This window comes from Streptomyces sp. NPDC047982, assembly GCF_043204165.1.
Classification (GTDB): domain Bacteria; phylum Actinomycetota; class Actinomycetes; order Streptomycetales; family Streptomycetaceae; genus Streptomyces.
This window is the reverse complement of the sequence record NZ_JBIDBS010000009.1, coordinates 165275-185255: the sequence shown is the minus strand read 5'-3', so window position 1 is coordinate 185255 and position 19981 is coordinate 165275. Positions and strand designations below refer to the sequence as shown.

14 protein-coding genes are annotated in these 19981 nt (G+C 71.3%); 6 read left to right on the top strand and 8 right to left on the bottom strand.

Going from position 1 to position 19981, the window contains the following annotated elements; all coding sequences use genetic code 11:
- Positions 1-168: 168 nt before the first annotated feature.
- The 5 genes from ACGF2V_RS14000 to ACGF2V_RS13980 form a co-directional block, all read right to left on the bottom strand.
- A complete protein-coding gene (locus ACGF2V_RS14000) occupies positions 169-1428 on the bottom strand; it encodes an Ig-like domain-containing protein (protein ID WP_362705274.1) in 1260 nt (419 codons plus the stop codon).
- 111 nt (positions 1429-1539) lie between these two features.
- On the bottom strand, positions 1540-2190 hold the full coding sequence (locus ACGF2V_RS13995; protein ID WP_362705277.1) for a response regulator transcription factor: 651 nt from the start codon (positions 2188-2190) through the stop codon (positions 1540-1542).
- Between the two features lie 19 nt (positions 2191-2209).
- On the bottom strand, positions 2210-3496 hold the full coding sequence (locus ACGF2V_RS13990; protein ID WP_362622002.1) for a sensor histidine kinase: 1287 nt from the start codon (positions 3494-3496) through the stop codon (positions 2210-2212).
- 112 nt (positions 3497-3608) lie between these two features.
- Positions 3609-4403: an ABC transporter permease gene (locus tag ACGF2V_RS13985; protein WP_362621999.1), complete on the bottom strand. Its 795-nt coding sequence runs from the start codon at positions 4401-4403 to the stop codon at positions 3609-3611.
- Position 4404: 1 nt separating this feature from the next.
- Complete coding sequence (locus ACGF2V_RS13980; RefSeq protein ID WP_362705279.1) at positions 4405-5307, bottom strand: ABC transporter ATP-binding protein; 903 nt, start codon at positions 5305-5307, stop codon at positions 4405-4407.
- Positions 5308-5602: 295 nt separating this feature from the next.
- On the opposite strand from ACGF2V_RS13980, the gene ACGF2V_RS13975 reads away from it, so the two are divergent.
- On the top strand, positions 5603-7633 hold the full coding sequence (locus ACGF2V_RS13975; RefSeq protein WP_362705282.1) for an ABC transporter ATP-binding protein: 2031 nt from the start codon (positions 5603-5605) through the stop codon (positions 7631-7633).
- Entirely contained in the window at positions 7630-9555 is a 1926-nt protein-coding gene (locus tag ACGF2V_RS13970; protein WP_362621991.1) for an ABC transporter ATP-binding protein, read from the top strand. The genes ACGF2V_RS13975 and ACGF2V_RS13970 overlap by 4 nt, the downstream gene beginning before the upstream one ends.
- Before the next feature lie 102 nt (positions 9556-9657).
- Here ACGF2V_RS13970 and ACGF2V_RS13965 read toward each other — a convergent pair whose 3' ends face one another.
- On the bottom strand, positions 9658-9897 hold the full coding sequence (locus ACGF2V_RS13965) for a hypothetical protein (RefSeq protein WP_362621988.1): 240 nt from the start codon (positions 9895-9897) through the stop codon (positions 9658-9660).
- 45 nt (positions 9898-9942) lie between these two features.
- Positions 9943-12150, bottom strand: coding sequence for a polymorphic toxin-type HINT domain-containing protein (locus ACGF2V_RS13960; protein WP_362705285.1), 2208 nt, complete (start codon positions 12148-12150; stop codon positions 9943-9945).
- 309 nt (positions 12151-12459) lie between these two features.
- Here ACGF2V_RS13960 and ACGF2V_RS13955 point away from each other — a divergent pair, with 309 nt between their 5' ends.
- The 4 genes from ACGF2V_RS13955 to ACGF2V_RS13940 all read left to right on the top strand — a co-directional run bounded on the left by ACGF2V_RS13955 (position 12460) and on the right by ACGF2V_RS13940 (position 17122).
- The gene (locus ACGF2V_RS13955; protein WP_362621982.1) at positions 12460-13083 is read left to right on the top strand and encodes a TetR/AcrR family transcriptional regulator; all 624 of its coding nucleotides are present in this window, start codon (positions 12460-12462) and stop codon (positions 13081-13083) included.
- A gap of 439 nt (positions 13084-13522) precedes the next feature.
- Complete coding sequence (locus tag ACGF2V_RS13950; RefSeq protein WP_362705430.1) at positions 13523-14389, top strand: helix-turn-helix transcriptional regulator; 867 nt, start codon at positions 13523-13525, stop codon at positions 14387-14389.
- Complete coding sequence (locus ACGF2V_RS13945) at positions 14386-14589, top strand: DUF397 domain-containing protein (protein ID WP_362705288.1); 204 nt, start codon at positions 14386-14388, stop codon at positions 14587-14589. Before ACGF2V_RS13950 ends, ACGF2V_RS13945 begins: the two co-directional genes overlap by 4 nt.
- Before the next feature lie 499 nt (positions 14590-15088).
- Entirely contained in the window at positions 15089-17122 is a 2034-nt protein-coding gene (locus ACGF2V_RS13940; protein ID WP_362621976.1) for a M4 family metallopeptidase, read from the top strand.
- Positions 17123-17242: 120 nt separating this feature from the next.
- On the opposite strand, the gene glgP is transcribed toward ACGF2V_RS13940, so the two are convergent.
- Positions 17243-19870 (bottom strand): alpha-glucan family phosphorylase, encoded by a 2628-nt coding sequence (gene glgP / locus ACGF2V_RS13935; protein ID WP_362621973.1) that lies wholly within the window; start codon positions 19868-19870, stop codon positions 17243-17245.
- Positions 19871-19981 lie beyond the last annotated feature (111 nt).

Below are 19981 nucleotides of genomic sequence, written 5' to 3'. Positions count from 1 at the left end.
GAGGAGACCCCCGGGATGTCACCGTTCCGTCCCAACTCGTCCATCCGGATGTCTCCGGGCGGGCATACGCCGGGGCCGCCGGGATCGGCAGGCTCACGCCGGGGCCGGCGGAGGGCCCGCCGGGATCGCCAGGCGTACTCCCGGGCTCGACGGGCCTACGCCTGCCGATCAGCGGAGGGCGGAGCCCGCCTTCCACTTCTTCCAGCCCAGGTTCCAGCCGCTGAGCCCGTCGTCCGGCGCGACCCGCCTGCCCCGGGAGTTGACGACCTCGATCACGTCACCGACGAGGGTCCGGTCGAAGAACCAACCCGCCGGGGTGTCGCCCCCTCCGCCCCGTACGTCCCGGAGTCCGACGCAGCCGTGGCCCACGTTCGCCGAGCCGAAGACCTCGTCGCCCGACCAGTGGTCGCCGTGCAGGAGGACGCCGGAGCCGGTGAGCCGCAGGGCGTGCGGGACCGCCCCGCCGTCGCGCTTCCCGTCGCAGCCGACCGTGCCGCCTTTCGCGCGGGTCACGTCGTCCATCGCACCGACCACCATCCTGCCGTTGTACGTCTCCGCGCCCGGGCGTCCCGCCGTGACCGGGACGGTGGCGACGAGTTGGCCGTCGCGGCGGACCTCCATCGTGTGCGCGGCCACGTCGACCAGGGTCGTCTGGGAGCGGCCCACCCGGAAGACGACCGTCCTGTCCCGGCTCCCGTACACGCCGGGCGCGCCCTCCACGTCCCGCAGCCGGGTCCTGACGGTGACCTCGGTTCCCGGTGCCCAGTACCCGGCGGGTCGCAGATCGAGACGGCCGTCGCCGAACCAGTGCCCCGCCACCTCGACGGCCGGCACCGCGGTCACCTCGATGGCCCGCTCCACCGCGGCCCGGTCGACGACCGGCCTGCTGAAGGCGAAGGAAACGATCATTCCGGTGCCCACCGTGGAACGGCTCTCCGGTGTGACGCGGGCGGTGAAGCGGTGCTCGGGGACGGCCGTGGTGAAGGTGGTGCGCCGGGTGACCTCGTGCCCGTCGCCGTCCGCGGCGACCGCGTCGACGCGGTACGTGGCGGCGAGTCCGAGCCGCCCCTTCCGCCCGTCGCCCGACGACGTCCAGGAACGGCCGTCGCGCGCGATCCGGCCCGGCACCCGGTGCTCCTGCGCGTCCTCGATCCGGGTGACCCCGACCCTCTTCAGCCGCCCGTCCGGGACCCTCACCTCCACCCGGTCGTCCGGAGCGACGTCCCGTGCCCCGTCGCGGGGGGTGACCCGGATCGCCTTCTCCGAGGAGCGGTGCTCACCGCCGAAGGCGGACGGGCCGTCGGCGCAGCCGCTCAGTACGGCGGCCAGCGCGGCCAGCACCCCCAGTGCACCCGGTACGGCGGCGGTTCCTCTCCATGTCGGCACGGTGGCCGCGCGAGCCACCGTCCTCTTCGCTGCGTGGTTCACGTCCCCCCAACGACACGGGCCGGTCACGGGCAACGTGGGGACGGCCGGACCGGGCACCGCGGGAGCGGGGCCGCGAAGGAGGGGCGGGCGGAGGAGGGGCGGGCGCAGGCGTCAGCCGAGGATGCCCCGGTCGTAGCCGACCGCGACGGCGGCGGCCCGGTCCTTGGCCCCGAGCTTGGCGAAGACATGGGTGAGATGGGTCTTCACGGTGGCCTCGCTGATGAACAGTTCGGCGGCGATCGCACGGTTGGAGGTGCCCTTGGCGACGAGTGCGAGCACCTCGCGCTCGCGGGCCGACAGGGGTTCGTTGCGCGGCGCGGACGGGGTGCGCACCCGTGAGACCAGGCGCGAGGCGACGGCGGGCGAGAGGACCGTGCGGCCTTCGGCGGCGGCGCGGACGGCGTGGAACAGCTCGTCGCGGGGCGCGTCCTTGAGCAGGTAGCCGGTCGCGCCGGCCTCGATCGCGGGCAGCGTGTCGGATTCGGTGTCGTACGTGGTGAGGACGAGCACCCTGGCCCGGGAACCGCGCCGGGTGAGTTCGGCGATCGCGGCGACCCCGCCGCCGCCCGGCATCCGCAGGTCCATCAGCACGACGTCCGGGTCGAGCCGGGCCACGAGGTCGACGCCGGCCACCCCGTCCGACGCCTCCCCGAGCACCCGGAACCCGGGCGCCGATTCGAACATGCCGCGCAGACCGTCCCGTACGACGGGGTGGTCGTCGACGACGACGAGCGTGATGACGTGTGCGGGTTCCTCGGCCATGACGAGCCAACCGTACTGGTCACCGGCCGTCCCGGACCAGCGGCACCAGGGCACGGACGGCGGTGCCCCGGCCCGGCTCCGTCTCCAGCTCGACGGTCCCCGCGACGCGTTCGGCGCGGGCCCGCATGCCACCGAGCCCGAAGCCGCCCGTGCCGCTGCGCGGCGGCAGAGCGCCCGGGTCGAAGCCCCGGCCGTCGTCCCGTACGTCCAGGCCGAGTTCGTCGTCCATGAACGACAGGGTCAGACCGACCCGTGAGGCCGCCGCGTGGCGTCCGGCGTTGGCGAGGGCCTCCTCGGCGATCCGGAGCAGGGTGGCGGCGATCTCGTCGTGGACCGGTTGGACGGTGCCGGTGACGGTGAACTCGGCCCGGATGCCGTGCCGTTCGGTCCAGCCGTCGACCGTCTTGCGCAGTGCGCCGGGCAGGTCGTCGTGGACGAGCGCGGCCGGGACCAGATCGTGGACCGAGCGACGCGCCTCGCCCAAGCTGTGCCGGGCGAGGGCGGTCGCCCGGTCGAGGTGACGGCGGGCCAGTTCCGGATCGGAGTCGGAGACCGACGCCACCACCTGGAGCTGGGCGATGATGCCCGCCAGGCCCTGGGCGAGGGTGTCGTGGATCTCGGCGGCGAGCCGCCGCCGCTCGTCGGCGACGCCCGCCTCCCGGGCCTGGACGAGGAGTTGGGCGTGCAGGCCCGCGTTCTCGGCCAGGGCCTGTTCGAGGCGGGCGTTGGCGGACTCCAACGCGCTGATGGTGTCGGCCTGGGCCCGTACGTGCTCGGCCTCCCGGTCGCCGATCTGGGCGAAGACCATGGTGAGCGTCGCGTGCAGGGCGAAGAGGATGCCGAAGGCGACCCAGCTCATCGGGCCGGCCGGCGGGAGGCCGCCGCACTGCGAGCCGGCCAGGATGACGGCGGTGGCCAGCAGCCCGGGACGGACGGCCCGCTCCGCAAGCAGCCGGGCGGCGTCGAAGTAGCCGATCACGGCGAAGATGGAGAAGAACGGGTTGCACCAGGTCAGTGCGAAGGCGAGCGCCGTGCGGGCGCCGAAGTAGAACCCCGCCCCGCTCGCCCCCGGCTCTGTCGCGGGCCCGACCCGGCTCCACCAGAGCTGGAGGGCGAGCGTCGGCGGGAGAAGCGCCGCGGCGACGTGGACGTCCGCTTCGGACATGATGGCCTCGGCGGTCACCGCCGAGGCCGCGGTGCTCAGCGCGAGCAGGCCGTACGGCCCGTACCGGAAGAACCGTTCCCACCACTGGGCCGCCGTCGTCGGTCCGGCCTTGCTCATTCTCGTCGTGTCCCCCGTGTCCATGGGCGAAGTGTGTCCGAGAAGCGTCTCTCGCGGGGGCGAGGTCCGTGAGCGAGGTGTTCGGCGCGGATCCATGAGCCGGGCGTTCCCGCGGATCACCTGGCCCCCGGAGCGGTCACTCCCAGCGGAACAGACGGATCGCCAACAGCGTCGCGAGCGCCGTCCACAGGGCGACCGCGCCCAGATGGACCCAGCCGGGCCAGCCGCCGGATGCCGCCTGGTCCAGGGCCTGGGAGGCCGCGCCGAGCGGGGTGACCTGGACGATGTGGCGCAGGGTGCCGGGCATGGACTGCACCGGGATCCACACCCCGGCGGTGAACATCATGACCAGGGAGACGGTCGATCCGACGGCGGCGGAAGCCTTGGCGGTGCGGGAGACCGCGCAGACCAGCGCGCCGATGGCCAGCACGCCCGCGACCGCCAGGAGCAGGGCCAGGGTGTAGCCGAGCGGCTGCTTCGGCAGTCGTACGTCGAAGGCCGCGCGGCCGATGGTCAGGACCAGGGCCCCGGAGACGAGAGCGGCGGCCCCGTGCAGCGCGAGCTGCGCGATGAGCAGGACGGACGGCCGTACGGGTGTGGTCGACAAGCGGCGCAGGATTCCGCGTTCGCGGTAGCCGGTGAGGACCGTCGGCATGGTCTGCCCGGCCATGACCATCGCGAGCAGCACCGCCACGGGTACGTAGAGGTCGATGACGCGACGGCCGCCGAGCTCGTCGTCGGGTTCACGGAAGGACGGGATCAGGCCGAGGATCGTCATCAGTGCGGCCGGGAAGACGAGGATCCAGAACAGGCTGCCGGGTTCGCGGAGGAACAGCCGTGTCTCGGTCCGCAGGACGGCCGCCCACGGCGGGCGGGGCTTCGCTGCCCGGGTGGGCGCCGCGGGGTCGGCGGCGGGGTACGTCGTGGTCATCTCAGGCCGCCTGTTCGGTCAGGTCGAGGTAGGCGTCGTCCAGGGTCGCCTCGGAGATACGGAGCTGGTGTGCGGTGACGCGGTTGCGGGCGAGCAGCGAGATCACCGCGTTGACGGTCTCGTCGGTGCCGTGGATCACGATCCGTCCGTCCTTGCGCTCGGTGCCGGCCGCTCCGGGCAGCGCGTCGAGTTCGCTGTCGTCCAGGGGCCGGGACGGGGTGAAGGCGATGACCGTGCCGCCGTCGGCCCTGCGGATCAGCCCGGACGGGGTGTCGAGGGCGACCACCCGGCCCTTGTCGATGACGGCGACGCGGTCGCAGAGCCGCCGGGCCTCCTCCATGAAGTGGGTGACCAGGAGGACCGTCACGCCGCTCTCGCGCACGTCCTCGATGAGCCTCCAGGTGTCCCGGCGGGCCCGCGGGTCCAGGCCGGTGGTCAGCTCGTCGAGGACCACGACTTCGGGATTGCCGAGCAGGGCGAGCGCGATCGACAACCGCTGCTTCTGGCCGCCGGACAGCTTGGCGTACCGGATACCGTACGAGGTGTGCAGGCCGAGCCGTTCGGCCGGCGCGCGCCAGTCGACCGGGTCCGGGTACAGGGCGCTGTACAGCTCCAGCGCCTCGGCGACGGTGATCTTCGGCTGGAGCTCGCTCTCCTGGAGCTGGGCGCCGAGCAGCCGGGTCACCCGGTCGTGGTCGGCCACGGGGTCGAGACCGGCGACGCGGACCGTACCGGCGTCGGGGACCCGCAGCCCCTCGACGCATTCGACGATGGTGGTCTTGCCCGCGCCGTTGGGGCCGAGGATGCCGAAGATCTCCCCCGCCTCGACGGTGAAGCTCACCCCGTCCACGGCAGGTCGCCCCCCGTAAGCCTTGCGCAGGCCGCTGACTTCGATGATTGCCATGCCCCGAGGATCGTCGCGGGCGGGGCGCCCCACCATCGTCCATCGCGCTCGAAGGCGCATCGTCCGATCGGTTGACCGGGACGTACGACCCTGGGCCGGGAGTCCGGGCGGGGGCGGGTCCGGGCGCGGGCGGGTCCGGGCGATTCGGGGGCCGTGCGGACCGGCCGACGGGCACGTGGCCTGCCGAAGGGCACATGGCCGTCTGACAGGTACGCGATTACCTGACGGAGCGTCACCGCCGGGCGGCCTGAAAAAGCATGAGCGAGGACAGCGGCGAACCGTAGGCTCGTGCGTGATGCCCCAAAAACATGCAGACTCCGAGGAACGGTCCACGGTGCGCTCCCTGCTGCGGCTGTGGCCCTATGTGAAGCCGGTGCGCAAGCGCCTGTTCAGTGCCGCTCTGGTGGCCGTCGTGGCATCGTGCATGGGCCTGGTGATCCCCCTCGTGCTGAAGTGGATGGTCGACGGCCCGGTGGCGGAACGGGACCCGGGCGGAGTCTGGCTCGGTGCGCTGTACCTGCTGTTGCTGGGCGTCGCCGAGGCGGGGCTCTTCGGGCTGCGGCGCTGGCTGGTGGCCCGGCCGATGGCCGGGGTCGAGGCGGCGATGCGGGCCGATCTGTACCGGCATCTCCAACGGCTGCCGGTAGCGTTCCACGACCGCTGGTCGTCGGGCCAGTTGCTCTCGCGCGCGACCACGGACCTGATGCTGCTGCGCATGTTCCTGGTCTTCCCGCTGACCTTCCTGCTGGTCAACGGCGCGACGATCCTGGTGGGTTTCATCATTCTGCTCATGCAGCGGTGGACGCTGGGGCTGGTGCTGCTCGCTCCCGTGGTGCCTTTGATCGTCGTCTGCGCGCTCTTCGAGACGAAGTACTCGACCGTGGCGCGCAGGGCCCAGGACCAGGTCGGCGATCTCACCACGGTGGTCGAGGAGAGCGTCCTGGGCATCCGCATCATCAAGGGCTTCGGCCGGCACCGCAGCCAGGCCCGCGCGTTCCGCGCGCTCTCCGAGCGGCTGCGGGGCACGGAACTGGGCAAGGCGCGGCTGCTCGCGGCCCTCTGGGCCGTCATCACGACGGTTCCCGAGCTGGCCATCGGGGCGGCCCTGGTCCTCGGCACGGTCCAGGTCGCCGACGGCGGACTCTCGGCGGGCACCCTCGTCGCCTTCCTCTCCACAGCCCTCGCGCTGCGGTGGCCCATCGAGTCGATCGGCTTCCTGCTCGCGATGAGCCAGGAGTCGGCGACGGCGACGGAGCGGTACTTCGAGGTGATGGACGTGGCGGAGGAGAGCGACGAACCGGCCGGGCCGACCGGAGGGGCTGGTGCGGCCGGTACGGTCGTGGCGGCCAGTACGGCTGGGGGGAGGGGAGCAGCCGGTGCGGTCGAAGGGCTCAGCGCGGCCAGTACGGCACGTACGGCCGGCACGGGCAGTACGGCCGGCACGGGCAGTACGGCCAGCACGAACGGAGCAGCCGGTACGCACGGAGCAGCCGACGCGGCTCCGGCAGACGGGCGGGGCGGAATGGTGTTCGAGGGGGTGGAGTTCCGCTATCCCGACGCGGATCCCGGATCCGCGCCCGTGCTGTCCCGGATCGATCTCGGCATCCGTCCCGGCGAGACGATGGCCCTGGTCGGGGGCACGGGCTCCGGGAAGACGACGCTCACCGCCCTCGTGCCCCGCCTGTACGAGGCCACCGCCGGACGGATCACGCTCGACGGCCGGGACATCGCCGCCATGTCCCGGCAGGAGCTGCGCGGGCTGGTGTCGGTGGCCTTCGAGGAGCCGACGTTGTTCTCCGCGACCGTCGGCGAGAACGTCTTGATGGGCGCCGAGGGCTCCGGGGAGGACGAGCTGCGCCGGGCGCTCGCGATCGCGCAGGCCGACTTCGTGCACGACCTGCCGGACGGCATCGACACCCAGGTCGGCGAACAAGGGCTCAGCCTCTCCGGCGGGCAGCGCCAGCGCCTCGCGCTGGCCCGCGCCGTGGTCGGCCGCCCCCGCTTCCTGGTGCTCGACGACCCGCTCTCCGCCCTGGACGTGCACACGGAGGCGCTGGTGGAGGCCGCGCTGCGCCAGGTCCTGGAGGAGACGACGGCGATCGTGGTCGCCCACCGGCCGTCCACGGTGATGCTCGCGGACCGGGTGGCGCTGCTCTCCGGGGGCCGGATCGTCGCGGTCGGTACCCACCAGGAACTGCTGCACAGCAGCGCGGAGTACGCCCGGCTGATGTCGGGCGACGGCGCGGAGCAGGGCGCCTTCCCCGACCCGTCCACCGACGGCCGCTTCGTGCCGGACGTCCCCGCCGAGAAGGGCCGCACCCGATGACCAGTACGACGACGACCGGCCCCGGCGGGCATCCCGACGCACGGAAGAAATCCGCTGCCCGGGACCGTTCCGAGGACGGCAGGGCCCCGTCCGACAGCACCGGCACCGACGTCGGAAGCGGCAGCGGTGCGGGAGACCGTGTCGACCGGGACGACCTGCCCACTCCCCCGGGCGCCACCCGCGCGCTGCTGTTCTCGCTGCTTCGGCCGCACCGGGTCCGGGTGCTGGTGGCCGCGCTGGTGTTGCTGGTCCAGCAGGGGGCGGTGCAGGCGGGCCCGCTGCTCGTCGCGTACGCCATCGACAGCGGTGTGCCCGCGCTCCGCGACGCGGACCACGGGCCGCTGATCGCGGTGGCCGTCGGGTACGCGCTGTGCTCAGCGGTCGCGGGCGGCATGCAGTACGCCTTCATCGTGGTCTCCGCGCGGATCAACCAGGACGTGCTGCTCGATCTGCGCGGGCGGATCTTCCGTCACGCGCAGGCGCTGAGTGTGGACTTCCACGAGCGCTACACCTCGGGCCGGCTGATCTCGCGCTCCACCACGGACGTCGAGGCGCTGCGGGAGTTGCTCAGCGAGGGTCTCCAGGAACTCATCACCGTGATCCTGTCGTTCGTCTCCATCTCGCTGTTGCTGCTCTGGCTGGACTTCGGCCTCGGCGCGACGGCCATGCTCTCCCTCGTCCCCCTGTATCTGCTGGTCCGCCTCTACCAGCGGCGGGCCGGGGTCCTGTATGCGGCGCGGTCGACGGCGATCGCCGCGGTCATCGTGAAGTTCGCCGAGTCGATGAACGGCATCCGCCCCGTCCAGGCGTTCCGCCGGGAGCGCGTCAACGACGCGCACTTCGAGAAGCTCAACCACGCGCACCGGTGGGCGAACGGCAGCGCCACGCTGGAGATGGCCCGCTATGTCGTCAGCTCCCGGCTGGTCGCCAACACGGCGGTCGCGGGCATCGTGCTGTGGGGCGCCTACCGGGTGGCGTCGGGCACCCTGGCGCTCGGGGTGCTGGCCGCGGCCGTGCTGTACCTGCGCCGGCTGTACGACCCGATCGACCGGCTGGGCATGTTCCTCAACTCCTATCAATCGGCGGCGGCCTCGCTGGGGAAGATCGCGGGTCTGCTGGCCCAGACCCCGTCCGTTCCCGAGCCTGCGGACCCGAAGGAACTGCCCGCGCTCAGGAGCGGGCACCGGGGCCGTGAGGTCGTCTTCGACTCGGTGCGTTTCGCCTATCGCACGGGCGGCGAGGTGCTGCCCCGCTTCGATCTGACGATCCCGGCCGGTCAGACCGTCGCCGTGGTCGGTTCGACGGGCGCGGGCAAGTCGACGCTGGCCAAGCTGCTGGCCCGCTTCTACGACCCGTCGGGGGGCCGGGTGCTGCTCGACTGCACGGACCTGCGGGATCTCGCCGTGCCCGAGTTGCGGCGGGGCGTGGTGATGGTGACGCAGGAGGCGTTCCTGTTCTCCGGGACGGTCGCCGAGAACATCGCGATCGGCAGGCCGGAGGCGACTCGCGAGGAGATCGAGCAGGCGGCCCGGACGATCGGCGCGCACGAGTTCATCGCCGGCCTGCCGGAGGGCTACGACACGGACGTGCGTAAACGGGGCGGCAGGATCTCGGCCGGCCAGCGCCAACTGGTGGCCTTCGCACGCGCCTTGCTCGCCGACCCGTCGGTGCTGATCCTGGACGAGGCGACGAGCTCGCTGGACATCCCCGGTGAACGGGCGGTGCAGCGGGCCATGGACACGGTCCTGCACGGCCGCACGGCGGTGGTGATCGCCCATCGCCTGTCGACCGTGGAGATCGCGGACCGGGTCCTGGTGATGGAACACGGCCGCATCGTCGAGGACGGCGCCCCGTCCGAACTCATCGGCGGAGCGGGCAGGTTCGCGGGCCTGCACCGCGCGTGGCGGGAGAGCCTGGCATAGGCCCAGCGCCCCCGGCCCGGGCCGGCCGGCCGCTCAGGTCCGGCCGACCGGCGGTGAGGACCTGAGCCGAGCGCGGCGCCGTGACGGTGTGTGCGCCGCGGGTCAGCGCTCGCCGAAACCCCCAAGCTCGCCGATGAGCCGCTGACGGGCCGCATCCAGTTGTTCGGAGTACGAGGAATCGAAGACCGATGGCAATTGCGTCTCCAGCGCCCCGCTGATCCTGAACAGAGCCGCCCAGACCGCCCGGTCGTCGACGAGCGCCGAGAAATCCTCCCGGTGCATGACACGGCTCATCCAGTCGGACAGGACGAGTGCCTGATCGTCCGTCAATTCGATGTTCACGCAGATCCTTCTTCGCTTCGTTGCCCTCGCGTCGGCGACCCAGTACTACAGCTTCCCGTCCCGCAGCAGGTAGGTGAGCTGATCGCCCGAGGACCGCCATCCTCCGAGGTACTCTCCGACATTCGGACCGTTCGCGGCGAACGAGGCGTGCAGTCCGGTGTCGTCCACGTAGTGGACGGCGTCCCGCCCCCTGTACGTGCCCTTGATGCGCCGCGTTCCCGGGTTCTTCACGAATTGCGCGATGGCTTGGATGAATGCCTGCCCGTTGGCCTTGTTGTACGGGCCCTTCACGCCGAAGTCCTCGGCATGCCTGATGCCCTGGTCGCTCGTCCGCATGTAGTGATGCGGAAGCTTGTCGGGCGACATCCAGTTCGTTCCGCATCCGGGCCCGCTGTTGTGCACGAGTACAGGAGCGGTCCCCGCCAGCACGTAGTACGTGTGGAGGCCACTGACGGTGAGGTCGTACGTGCGCTGACGACCCTTCTCGTCGGCCACCCCCACGACCCGGAGGGACGCGCCCGTCGGGCTGCGCAGTTCGTCGCCGGGCCGGATGTCCCCGGCGTCGGCCCAGCGCCCGGCGTCGGTCAGCCAGAACGGGTGGTTGTCGGTGGCGGTGAGGGTGGCGCGGCCCCGGTCGGTGACGACGGTGAGGCGTGTGAAGTCCTTGTCGTCGTCGGTGGTGATGGTGTCGGTGACCGGTCGTGCGGCGGTGGTTCCGGTCTCGGGATCGGTGGCGGTCACCCGGTCGCCGACGCGGATCGTCTCGATGGCCCGGTGAGTGCCGTCCGCGAGGAGGACCCGGGTGCCGGGCGGGAAGCTGTGGAGCTTGACGCAGTTCCCGCCGTCCCGTTCGCGTCGGACGCGGTCGACGAGCTGTTTGACCTCGACGGTGGCGAGGGCGCGGGCGTCGATCAGGGTGCTGGCACGCAGCGGGATGCTGTAGCGGACCGTTCGGCCGCCGCTGGCACGGGACTCGGCCAGGGCGTCGGCCCTGTACTTGGCGGCGACCGACGTGTAGACGGGGCCTGCGCCGGGGTTGGTGCAGGTGAGGGTGCCCGAGACGGCGTTGCCATTGAGCGGGAACGTGCCGCGGCTGCTGGTGCACCGTCCCGCGGACTGTCCGCCGATGGTGAAGGTCGCGCTCATGACGGCCATGACCTTGCCGTCGGTGACACGGGTCCTCGCCCCGCTCGTGACCTTTCCGGTGAACTTCTGGTGCGCGGTGCATCCCTTTGAACCGCAGTTCAGGTCCCCGGAGCCGTCGAGCGTGAAGTTGATGCCCTGGTCGCTCGCGTCCTTGAGCTGCTCGGCGTATGCGAGCAGGGTGTCGTACATCGCCTTGATGCCGTCACCGACGATCGGGGTCAGGTCCAGCCCCTCGGAGCCGCCGTTCGCCAGTGGCCCGGTGGTCACCCGGGGGATCTCGGTGGGCCGCTCCCCGTTCTGCCACTTGTCGGCCATCTCGGACAGGTCGTAGGGCTCCAGCCGCAGGACCCGGTGCGGCTTGTTCCGGGTGACGAGGAGACGGCCGGCGGAGGTGTCGACCCCGAGGGCGGGTGTCCCGTTCACCGTGGTCGTCCGCCTCGGCGTCGAGGCGTCCGACCGCGGGCCGTCGGCCAGGACCTGGAGCGCATGCGACAGTTGAGCCGCGAGCTTCGACGGGGAAGGCCGCCGGTCGAGTATCTCGTCGAGGATGTCGGAGTTGCCGTAGAACCCGACCGTCCATTCACCGGGCGCCTCCGTACCCGGCGTCTTCGCGCCCGATGAGGAATCTATGTCGGGGACCGGATCCACCTTCCAGCGGGTGAAGTCCTTCCGGCCGATCCTCAAGACGTCGCGGTCGTGCCGCTTGATGCCGGAGCTCGTGCTGCCGAACTGGCTCCCGGAGGCCGTGACGGTGATGTCCCGCTCCGTGATGCCGGCGATCGCCGTGTCCCGGTAGCGCAGCCCGTCGGCGCCGCCCAGGTCGTCGACCGCCTCCTCGAAGGGCCGCAGGTCATGTCTCGCCGCGGCCGGGGCGGATTCGGAGGAGTCCACCCAGGTCAGCAGTCCGCCCACCAGCGCCAGGACCAGAGTCCCGACCCCGGCGAGGAGCAGCACGCGCCCCCGTCCGGACAGCGCCCGGAAGCGCTCTCTCCACGGGCGGCGCACCGGCGCCGGTGGGTGATCGGGCGGTGGCGGTACGAACGGGGCACCCGATGGCGGCTGTCCCGGGGCGCCCCACTGCCCGTCGGCGGGACTCAGCTCGGTCATGACTTCCCCTCATCCGTGTCGACGTCGCGCCACCGCTTCGGCGGAGCCGTGGCGCCGCGGTCCGGAGCGCCGGCCCGGCGGGAACGTGTCCCGCCCCGGGCCGACTCACCCCCCGTTCCGCGCACCACGGACTCAACGCCCTTTCGAGTCAAGCAAGTTGGCGGAGTCCGGCGCGCTCACGACCCAGTGTGAAGGCCCAACTCCCATAACCGGAAGCCTTTCTAGAAAAAAATCTAGAAGGAGTGTTCTACGCTGTCCGTGTCGAGAGCCCCAGGGCATCCGTCCCACGAGACCGAGGACGTCCGTTCGATGAGACCGAAGCAGCAACGCGGGGAGGCCACGGTCGAGCAGGTACTGGAGGCAGCGCTGCGGATTTACGCCTCCGAGGGCGAAGCCGGTCTCACCGTCGGCGCGATCACCAAAGCCAGCGGGGTCAGTTCCGGCAGCGTCTACCACCACTTCGGCAACCTGCACGGGGTGGTCGCCACACTCGCGCTGCGGTCGGTGGGCCGACTCCTGGACGCGCTGACCAGAGCACTGGAGCAGGCGACCGACGCCCGCTCCGGCGTCCTGGCCGTCGTCCGGGCCTACCTCGACTTCGCACAGGCCCATCCGGAAGCGGCCCGTCTCATACACTCCGTCACCACGGACCACGAGCTGATGACCCGCACCGGGCAGATCCGTGAGTCCCAGGAGGCCCGGCTGACACCGATCGCCGTCTGGATCCACACCCACACGAAATCCGGCGAACTCGCCGAGCTCCCCGCCCCCGTGATCGAGGCCCTCGTCCTCGGCCCGGTCGTCGCCGTCGTCCGCCGCTGGCTCACCGTGGGTGACGTGGATCTGACGGAGGCCGAACGGACCCTGCCCGAGCAGATCTGGCGCTCCGTCAGCAACGCCCGTAACGTCTCGACCGCCTCCGGCCATTCCTGACTGGTCGGAGCATATGCGGGCGAAGCGGAAGCGACCTTCCGCCGCGGCGGCGCGCCACCGCCGCGAAGCCCGACGCACCCCGAGCCAGACACGCCCTGCCGAACGACGATACGAAAGGCCGTGCGCACGGCCACCAGATCGCCGACTCGTACGCCGCGTCAGCGTACGGGTACACGGAGTGGACTCGCTCACTGACTGTCCGTAACGATGTCGACGCCAGGTACGAGCGCCGGGACGACGCGAAGTCCCCCTTGCTCGAACGGAGTTACGGGCCAAGGGAAGGCAGGTACCAGTCGTGACGGACGGTGCGGAGGCAAGCAGTGCAGAGGCGCGCATCGCGGAACCGGGCAGCGCGACCGCAGGCATCGCGGAACCGGGCCGTACGGGGACAGGCGGCGCTGCGGCAGGCAGTACGGCCGCGGGCAGTACGACGGCAGGCATCCCGGCCGCGGACAGTGGATTCGCGAACGGCCAACTCGCCTGCGGTGGCGAGCCGGAGGCATCGGACAGCCTCAAGGCGTTCGGCGCGGTCGTCAAGGCGTTCCGCAGGCGGGCGCGGCTGACACAGGAGGAGTTCGCCCCGCAGGTCCGGTACTCGGTTCCCACGGTCGCCTCCATCGAGCAGGGCCGCCGGTTTCCGTCGCTCGAATTCGTGGAGCGGGCGGAGGAGGTACTGGACGCGTTCGGGGCGCTGCGGGGAGCGGCACGGCATCTGTCGCGGCGGCCGGGCCTCGCGAATTGGTTCCGTCAGTGGGCGGGTGTCGAGGCGGACGCGGTGAGCCTGTACACGTACGAGTGCCGTGTGGTGCCGGGCCTGTTGCAGACGGAGGCGTACACGCGGGTGGTGTCGCTCAGCGTGCCGCCACGGCCGGACGAGGAGGAACTGAACGCGCGCGTCGCGGCACGACGGGACCGCCAAGGGCTGCTGTCCACGCGCCGGAAGCCGCCGACGACGTTCAGCTTCATCGTGGAACAGGCGGTGCTGGAACGGCACACGGGCGGGGAGGACGTGACGCGTGAGCAGTTCGATCACCTGCTGGACGTGATCGAACGGCACTGGAACATCGAGTTCCAACTGATGCCGCTGCGGCGGCCGATGCACGCGGGGCTGGACGGGCCGATGCGACTGGCGGAGACGCCGGAACACCGGTGGTTCGGGTACTCGGAGGGGCAGAAGAACGGACGCTTCATCACTGACACGAAGGAGATCAGCGTCCTCCACCGGCGTTATGCTTCACTGCGCTCACAGGCCCTGACCCCTGAGGATTCCCTCAGCCTGTTGAAGCGAATGCGAGGAGCGCTATGAGCACGTCCGAACTGACCTGGTTCAAGAGCAGCTACAGCGGCTCCGAGGGCGACGACTGCGTCGAGGTGGCGCTGTCCGGCCGCCTCCAGGAACCGACCACGGCCGTCCACGTACGGGACTCCAAGCTGGACCGCAGCCCCCAACTCGCCCTGGCTCCAGGGGCCTGGCAGAGCTTCCTCTCCTACGCCACCCGGGACTGAGAACTCCACAACACGCACGCGACGCTCCGCCCCGACGCAGACCGGGGGCGGGGCGTCGCGTTTCGCCTCCGTACACGCCCCACCCCCGACCGCCGGGGCTTGAAGTCGCCGCCGCGCGGCTCCGGTCGGTGTACGGGCCCGGGGCCGCGCCGCCTGCCCGGGCCCGGCGAACGGTTTCAGTCACATCCCATTCCGTCTCGGCCAGCCGAACACCTGCTGCCGGAACGACTGTTCGCATACGGGTGCCACAGAGCCGTCGGCGTCCCGCGCTACGGATTCAGCCGATGCGGGCCCCACTGCGACACCCGGGTATTGATCGGCGAAACGTCCGCTTAACGAACACGGTCTTTCCGGCAACGAACGAGATCCGGCCAAGTTTTTGACGCGCCCCTGACAGGGGCACCCTCGGGCTGACACTCTTCACCCCGTTCTGCGCACTTCTCATTCACCGGCCGGCAGACACTCACCGGCCGGTACCCCCCTTGCAGAAGGAGTTCGCGTGAGATCCACGCCCAGCCGTCGCGCCACCGCGACCGGTGCTCTGATAGCGGCAGCGGCACTTCTCGCCGTCGGCGTCCAGGCCGGAACGGCCACCGCCACGCCCGGCAACACCACCGCGGAGGCGGCGACCGCCGGCGCCAAGTTCGGTGCACTGGCCAAGCAGCTCACCCCGTCCCAGCGTGTCGAGCTGATCCGCGCGGCCGACGCGACGAAGGCGGCCACGGCCAAGGAGCTCGGACTCGGCTCCCAGGAGAAGCTCGTCGTCAGGGACGTCGTCCAGGACAACGACGGCACCACTCACACGCGTTACGAGCGCACGTTCGCCGGTCTCCCGGTGCTCGGCGGTGACCTGGTCGTCAAGCAGTCCAAGGCCGGTGTGACCAAGAGCGTCACCAAGGCGTCCAAGGTCACCAGCAGCCAGTTGAAGGCCGTGGACACGAAGGCCGATGTCGCGCCCGCCGTCGCCGAGAAGCAGGCGCTCGGGCTCGCCAAGGCCGACGGCTCCAAGAAGACCGAGGCCGACCGGGCGCCCCGCAAGGTGGTCTGGATGGCGCAGGGCAAGCCGCAGCTCGCCTACGAGACCGTCGTCGGCGGCCTCCAGCACGACGGCACCCCGAACGAGCTGCACGTCATCACGGACGCGGCCACCGGGGCGAAGCTGTACGAGTGGCAGGGGGTCGTGAACGGAACCGGCAACACCCAGTACAGCGGCCAGGTCACCCTCGGCACCGCACCGTCGTACACCCTGACGGACACGGGCCGCGGCAACCACAAGACCTACAACCTGAACCGCGGCACCTCCGGCACCGGGACGTTGTTCACCAACTCCACCGACGTGTGGGGCAACGGCAGCCCGTCGAACGCCGAGACCGCGGCCGCGGACGCCCACTACGGCGCGGCCGAGACCTGGGACTACTACAAGAACGTGCAGGGCCGCAGCGGCATCCGCGGTGACGGCGTCGGCGCGTACTCCCGGGTCCACTACGGCAACGCCTACGTCAACGCCTTCTGGCAGGACAGTTGCTTCTGCATGACGTACGGCGACGGCGAGGGCAACAACAAGCCGCTGACCTCGCTCGACGTGGCCGCGCACGAAATGACGCACGGTGTCACCGCCGCCACCGCCAACCTGGTCTACAGCGGTGAGTCCGGTGGCCTCAACGAGGCGACCAGCGACATCTTCGCCAGCGCGGTCGAGTTCTACGCCAACAACTCGTCCGACAAGGGCGACTACCTCATCGGCGAGAAGATCGACATCAATGGCGACGGCACTCCGCTGCGCTACCAGGACAAGCCGAGCAAGGACGGCGCGTCCAAGGACTCGTGGTACTCGGGCATCGGCAACATCGACGTCCACTACTCCTCGGGCCCGGCGAACCACTTCTTCTACCTGCTCTCCGAGGGCAGCGGCGCCAAGGTCATCGACGGCGTCTCGTACGACTCCCCGACCTCCGACGGTCTGCCGGTCACCGGCATCGGCCGCGACAAGGCCGCGCTGATCTGGTTCAAGGCCCTCACCACCAAGTTCACCTCCACCACGAACTACGCGGCGGCCCGCACCGGCACCCTCGCCGTGGCCGGTGAGCTGTACGGCACGACCAGCGCCGAGTACAAGTCCGTCGCCGACGCCTGGGCCGGCATCAACGTCGGCTCGCGTCCCGGTGGCGGCGAGCCCAACCCCGGCGGCAAGGTCTTCGAGAACACCGCCAAGGTCGCGATCCCGGACCGCGGATCCGCCGTCACCACCTCGGTGAACGTCACCGGTGTCACGGGCAACGCCCCCAGCACCCTCAAGGTCGGCGTGGACATCACCCACACCTACCGCGGCGATCTGGCCATCGACCTCGTCGCCCCGGACGGCTCGACCTACCGGCTGAAGAACGCCCAGCTCGGCGACTCGGCGGACGACGTGGTGGAGACCTACACGGTCGACGCCTCGTCCGAGGTCGCCAACGGCACCTGGAAGCTGAAGGTCCAGGACATGTACTCGGGCGACAAGGGCACCATCAACGGCTTCAAGCTGACCTTCTGAGACGACGGGTGAGCGTCTGAAGCCAGGCAACGCGTCCTGAACCCCTCTCCGGACCCCGGCCCGGAAACCCCCGCCCGGGAGGAGCACCCGCTCCTCCCGGGCGGTCTTGCGTGTACGGGCTCAGCGCATGAGCAGGCCCGCGCCGCCGTCCGCCGTGGTCTTGGCGGGCAGCGCGACCAGGCCGAGTTCGGCGCCGGTCGCGAGTCTCGGATGCGCGGGCAGGACCCGCACCGTGTAGCCGTACGGACCGGTGCGGTCGAGCACCAGCGGCCCTTCGTAGAGCCACCGGCCGTCCAGGTCCTGGCCGCCCGCGGGCTTCAGCGGGAGGACCTGGGCGTCCGAGATCCCGTCGGCGGCGTCCACCCGGCCGGCGACCGCCTGCACCTCGACGTCGTCCGGGTCCAGTTCCCCGAGGGCGACCCTGGCCCGCAGCATCAGCGTCGAGCCCAGTTCGGCCGAACCCTCCCCCGCGTCGGGCGCCTCGGCCGCCACGTGGTCGACGGCGACTCCCGGCCAGGCGGTGCGGACCGTGGCCTTCCAGCCGGCGAGGCGGCGTGCCGCGCCCCGGTCCATCGCCCGTTGCGCGAGCGCCGCGGGCGCGTACAGCCGCTCCACGTACTCCGCCACCATGCGCCCGGCGAGGACCTTGGGGCCGAGGTCGCGCAACGTACGCCGGACCATCTCGATCCAACGCCCCGGGAGCCCCTCGTCGTCCCGGTCGTAGAAACGCGGCGCGATGCGGTCCTCGATCAGCTCGTAGAGGGCGCCCGCCTCCAGATCGTCGCGGCGGTCCTCGTCCACGGCCAGTCCGTCGGCTGTGGGGATCGCCCAGCCGAAGTCCGGCTCGTACCACTCGTCCCACCAGCCGTCGAGAACCGAGAGGTTGAGACAGCCGTTGAGCGCGGCCTTCATCCCGCTGGTGCCGCACGCCTCCAGGGGGCGCAGCGGATTGTTGAGCCAGATGTCGCAGCCCGGGTAGAGCTTCTGCGCCAGGGCCATGCCGTAGTCGGGCAGGAAGACGATGCGATGGCGGACCCGGGGGTCGTCGGAGAAGCGCACCAGTTCCCGCACCAGCCGCTTGCCGCCGTCGTCGGCGGGGTGGGCCTTGCCCGCGACGACGATCTGCACCGGGCGCTCGGGATGGGTCAGCAGTGCCCTCAGCCGGTCGCGGTCGCGCAGCATGAGGGTCAGCCGCTTGTACGAGGGCACGCGCCGGGCGAAGCCGATCGTGAGCACGTCCGGGTCGAGCACGCCGTCGATCCAGCCGAGTTCGGCCGGCTCGGCGCCCCGGTCGCGCCAGGAGACGCGGAGCCTTTCGCGCACCTCGGTGACCAGTCGGGCGCGCAACTCCCTGCGCAGGCACCAGAGTTCGCGGTCGGGGATGTCGGTGGCGCCGTCCCAGGGTCCGGCGACGCCGTCCCAGCGTCCGGGCGACCCGCCGTAGCGGCCGCACAGCCGCAGGATCTCGGGGGCGACCCAGGTGGGTGCGTGGACTCCGTTGGTCACCGAGGTGATGGGCACCTCCTCGGCATCGAAGCCCGGCCACAGCCCGGCGAACATCTCGCGGCCGACCCGCCCGTGGAGGGTGGAGACGCCGTTGGCCCGCTGGGCCAGACGCAGCCCCATCACCGCCATGTTGAAGACGCGCGGCTCACCGCCGGGGTAGGTCTCCGTGCCCAGGTCCAGGATGTTCTCGACGTTTACACCCGGGAGTTCGCCCTCGTCGCCGAAGTGCCGGGCGACGAGTTCGCGGTCGAAGCGGTCGATGCCGGCCGGCACGGGCGTGTGGGTGGTGAAGACCGTTCCGGCGCGTACGAACTCCACCGCCGCGTCGAAACCGAGCCCGGTGTCGGCGAGTTCACGGATGCGTTCGAGGCCGAGGAACCCGGCGTGCCCCTCATTGGTGTGGAACACCTCGGGTGCCGGGTGGCCGGTGAGGCGGCAGTACGTCCGCACCGCCCGTACCCCGCCGATGCCGAGCAGCATCTCCTGGAGCAGCCGGTGCTCGCTGCTGCCGCCGTACAGCCGGTCGGTCACCTCGCGTTCGCCGGGCGCGTTCTCCTCCACCGCGGAGTCCAGCATCAGCAGCGGCACGCGTCCCACCTGGGCCTGCCAGATGTGGGCGTGCAGCGAGCGGCCGCCGGGCAGCGCGAGGACGACCCGGCTGGGGGTGCCGTCGGCCTCGCGGAGCTGGGTGAGCGGCAGCTCGTCCGGGTCGAGCACGGGGTAGTGCTCCTGCTGCCAGCCGTCGCGCGACAGGCTCTGGCGGAAGTAGCCGTGCCGGTAGAGCAGGCCGACGGCGACGAGCGGGACGCCCAGATCGCTGGCGGCCTTGAGGTGGTCGCCCGCGAGGATGCCGAGCCCCCCGGAGTACTGGGGCAGGGCGGCGGTGACGCCGAACTCGGGCGAGAAGTAGGCTACGGCGGCCGGGAGTTCCACGCCCCGACCGAGTTGTTCCTGGTACCACCTGGGCCCGTCCAGGTAGTTGCGCAGATCCGCGGACACCTCGGCCAGCCGCTGCAGGAACTGTTCGTCCGCAGCCAGCCCGGCGAGCCGTGCGGCGGACGCGGCGCCGAGCAGCCGCACGGGGTCGCACTCCGCCGTCCGCCGGGTCTCCGGGTCGACGGCCTGGAAGAGTTCACGGGTCTCGGTGTGCCAGGACCAGCGCAGGTTGTGGGCGAGGTCGCTGAGCGGTCGAAGGGGGTCGGGGAGGACGGGACGCACGGTGAATCGACGAATGGCCTTCACGTGCTCCACCTTTACAGGGGACGTACCGTTCCCGGCGCAATGCACGCCCGACGCGGGGCGCTCCGCACCGTTTCACGCCCGCGCGGCACTTCACACCCGGCCGTTCGAGTG

What these genes read in the sequence shown, in the direction of transcription:
- ACGF2V_RS13995 (WP_362705277.1), bottom strand. Translation starts at nt 2,190, where the DNA reads ATGGCCGAGGAACCCGCACACGTCATCACGCTCGTCGTCGTCGACGAC.
- ACGF2V_RS13990 (WP_362622002.1), bottom strand. Translation starts at nt 3,496, where the DNA reads ATGGACACGGGGGACACGACGAGAATGAGCAAGGCCGGACCGACGACG.
- ACGF2V_RS13985 (WP_362621999.1), bottom strand. Translation starts at nt 4,403, where the DNA reads ATGACCACGACGTACCCCGCCGCCGACCCCGCGGCGCCCACCCGGGCA.
- ACGF2V_RS13980 (WP_362705279.1), bottom strand. Translation starts at nt 5,307, where the DNA reads ATGGCAATCATCGAAGTCAGCGGCCTGCGCAAGGCTTACGGGGGGCGA.
- ACGF2V_RS13975 (WP_362705282.1), top strand. Translation starts at nt 5,603, where the DNA reads ATGCCCCAAAAACATGCAGACTCCGAGGAACGGTCCACGGTGCGCTCC.
- ACGF2V_RS13970 (WP_362621991.1), top strand. Translation starts at nt 7,630, where the DNA reads ATGACCAGTACGACGACGACCGGCCCCGGCGGGCATCCCGACGCACGG.
- ACGF2V_RS13960 (WP_362705285.1), bottom strand. Translation starts at nt 12,150, where the DNA reads ATGACCGAGCTGAGTCCCGCCGACGGGCAGTGGGGCGCCCCGGGACAG.
- ACGF2V_RS13955 (WP_362621982.1), top strand. Translation starts at nt 12,460, where the DNA reads ATGAGACCGAAGCAGCAACGCGGGGAGGCCACGGTCGAGCAGGTACTG.
- ACGF2V_RS13945 (WP_362705288.1), top strand. Translation starts at nt 14,386, where the DNA reads ATGAGCACGTCCGAACTGACCTGGTTCAAGAGCAGCTACAGCGGCTCC.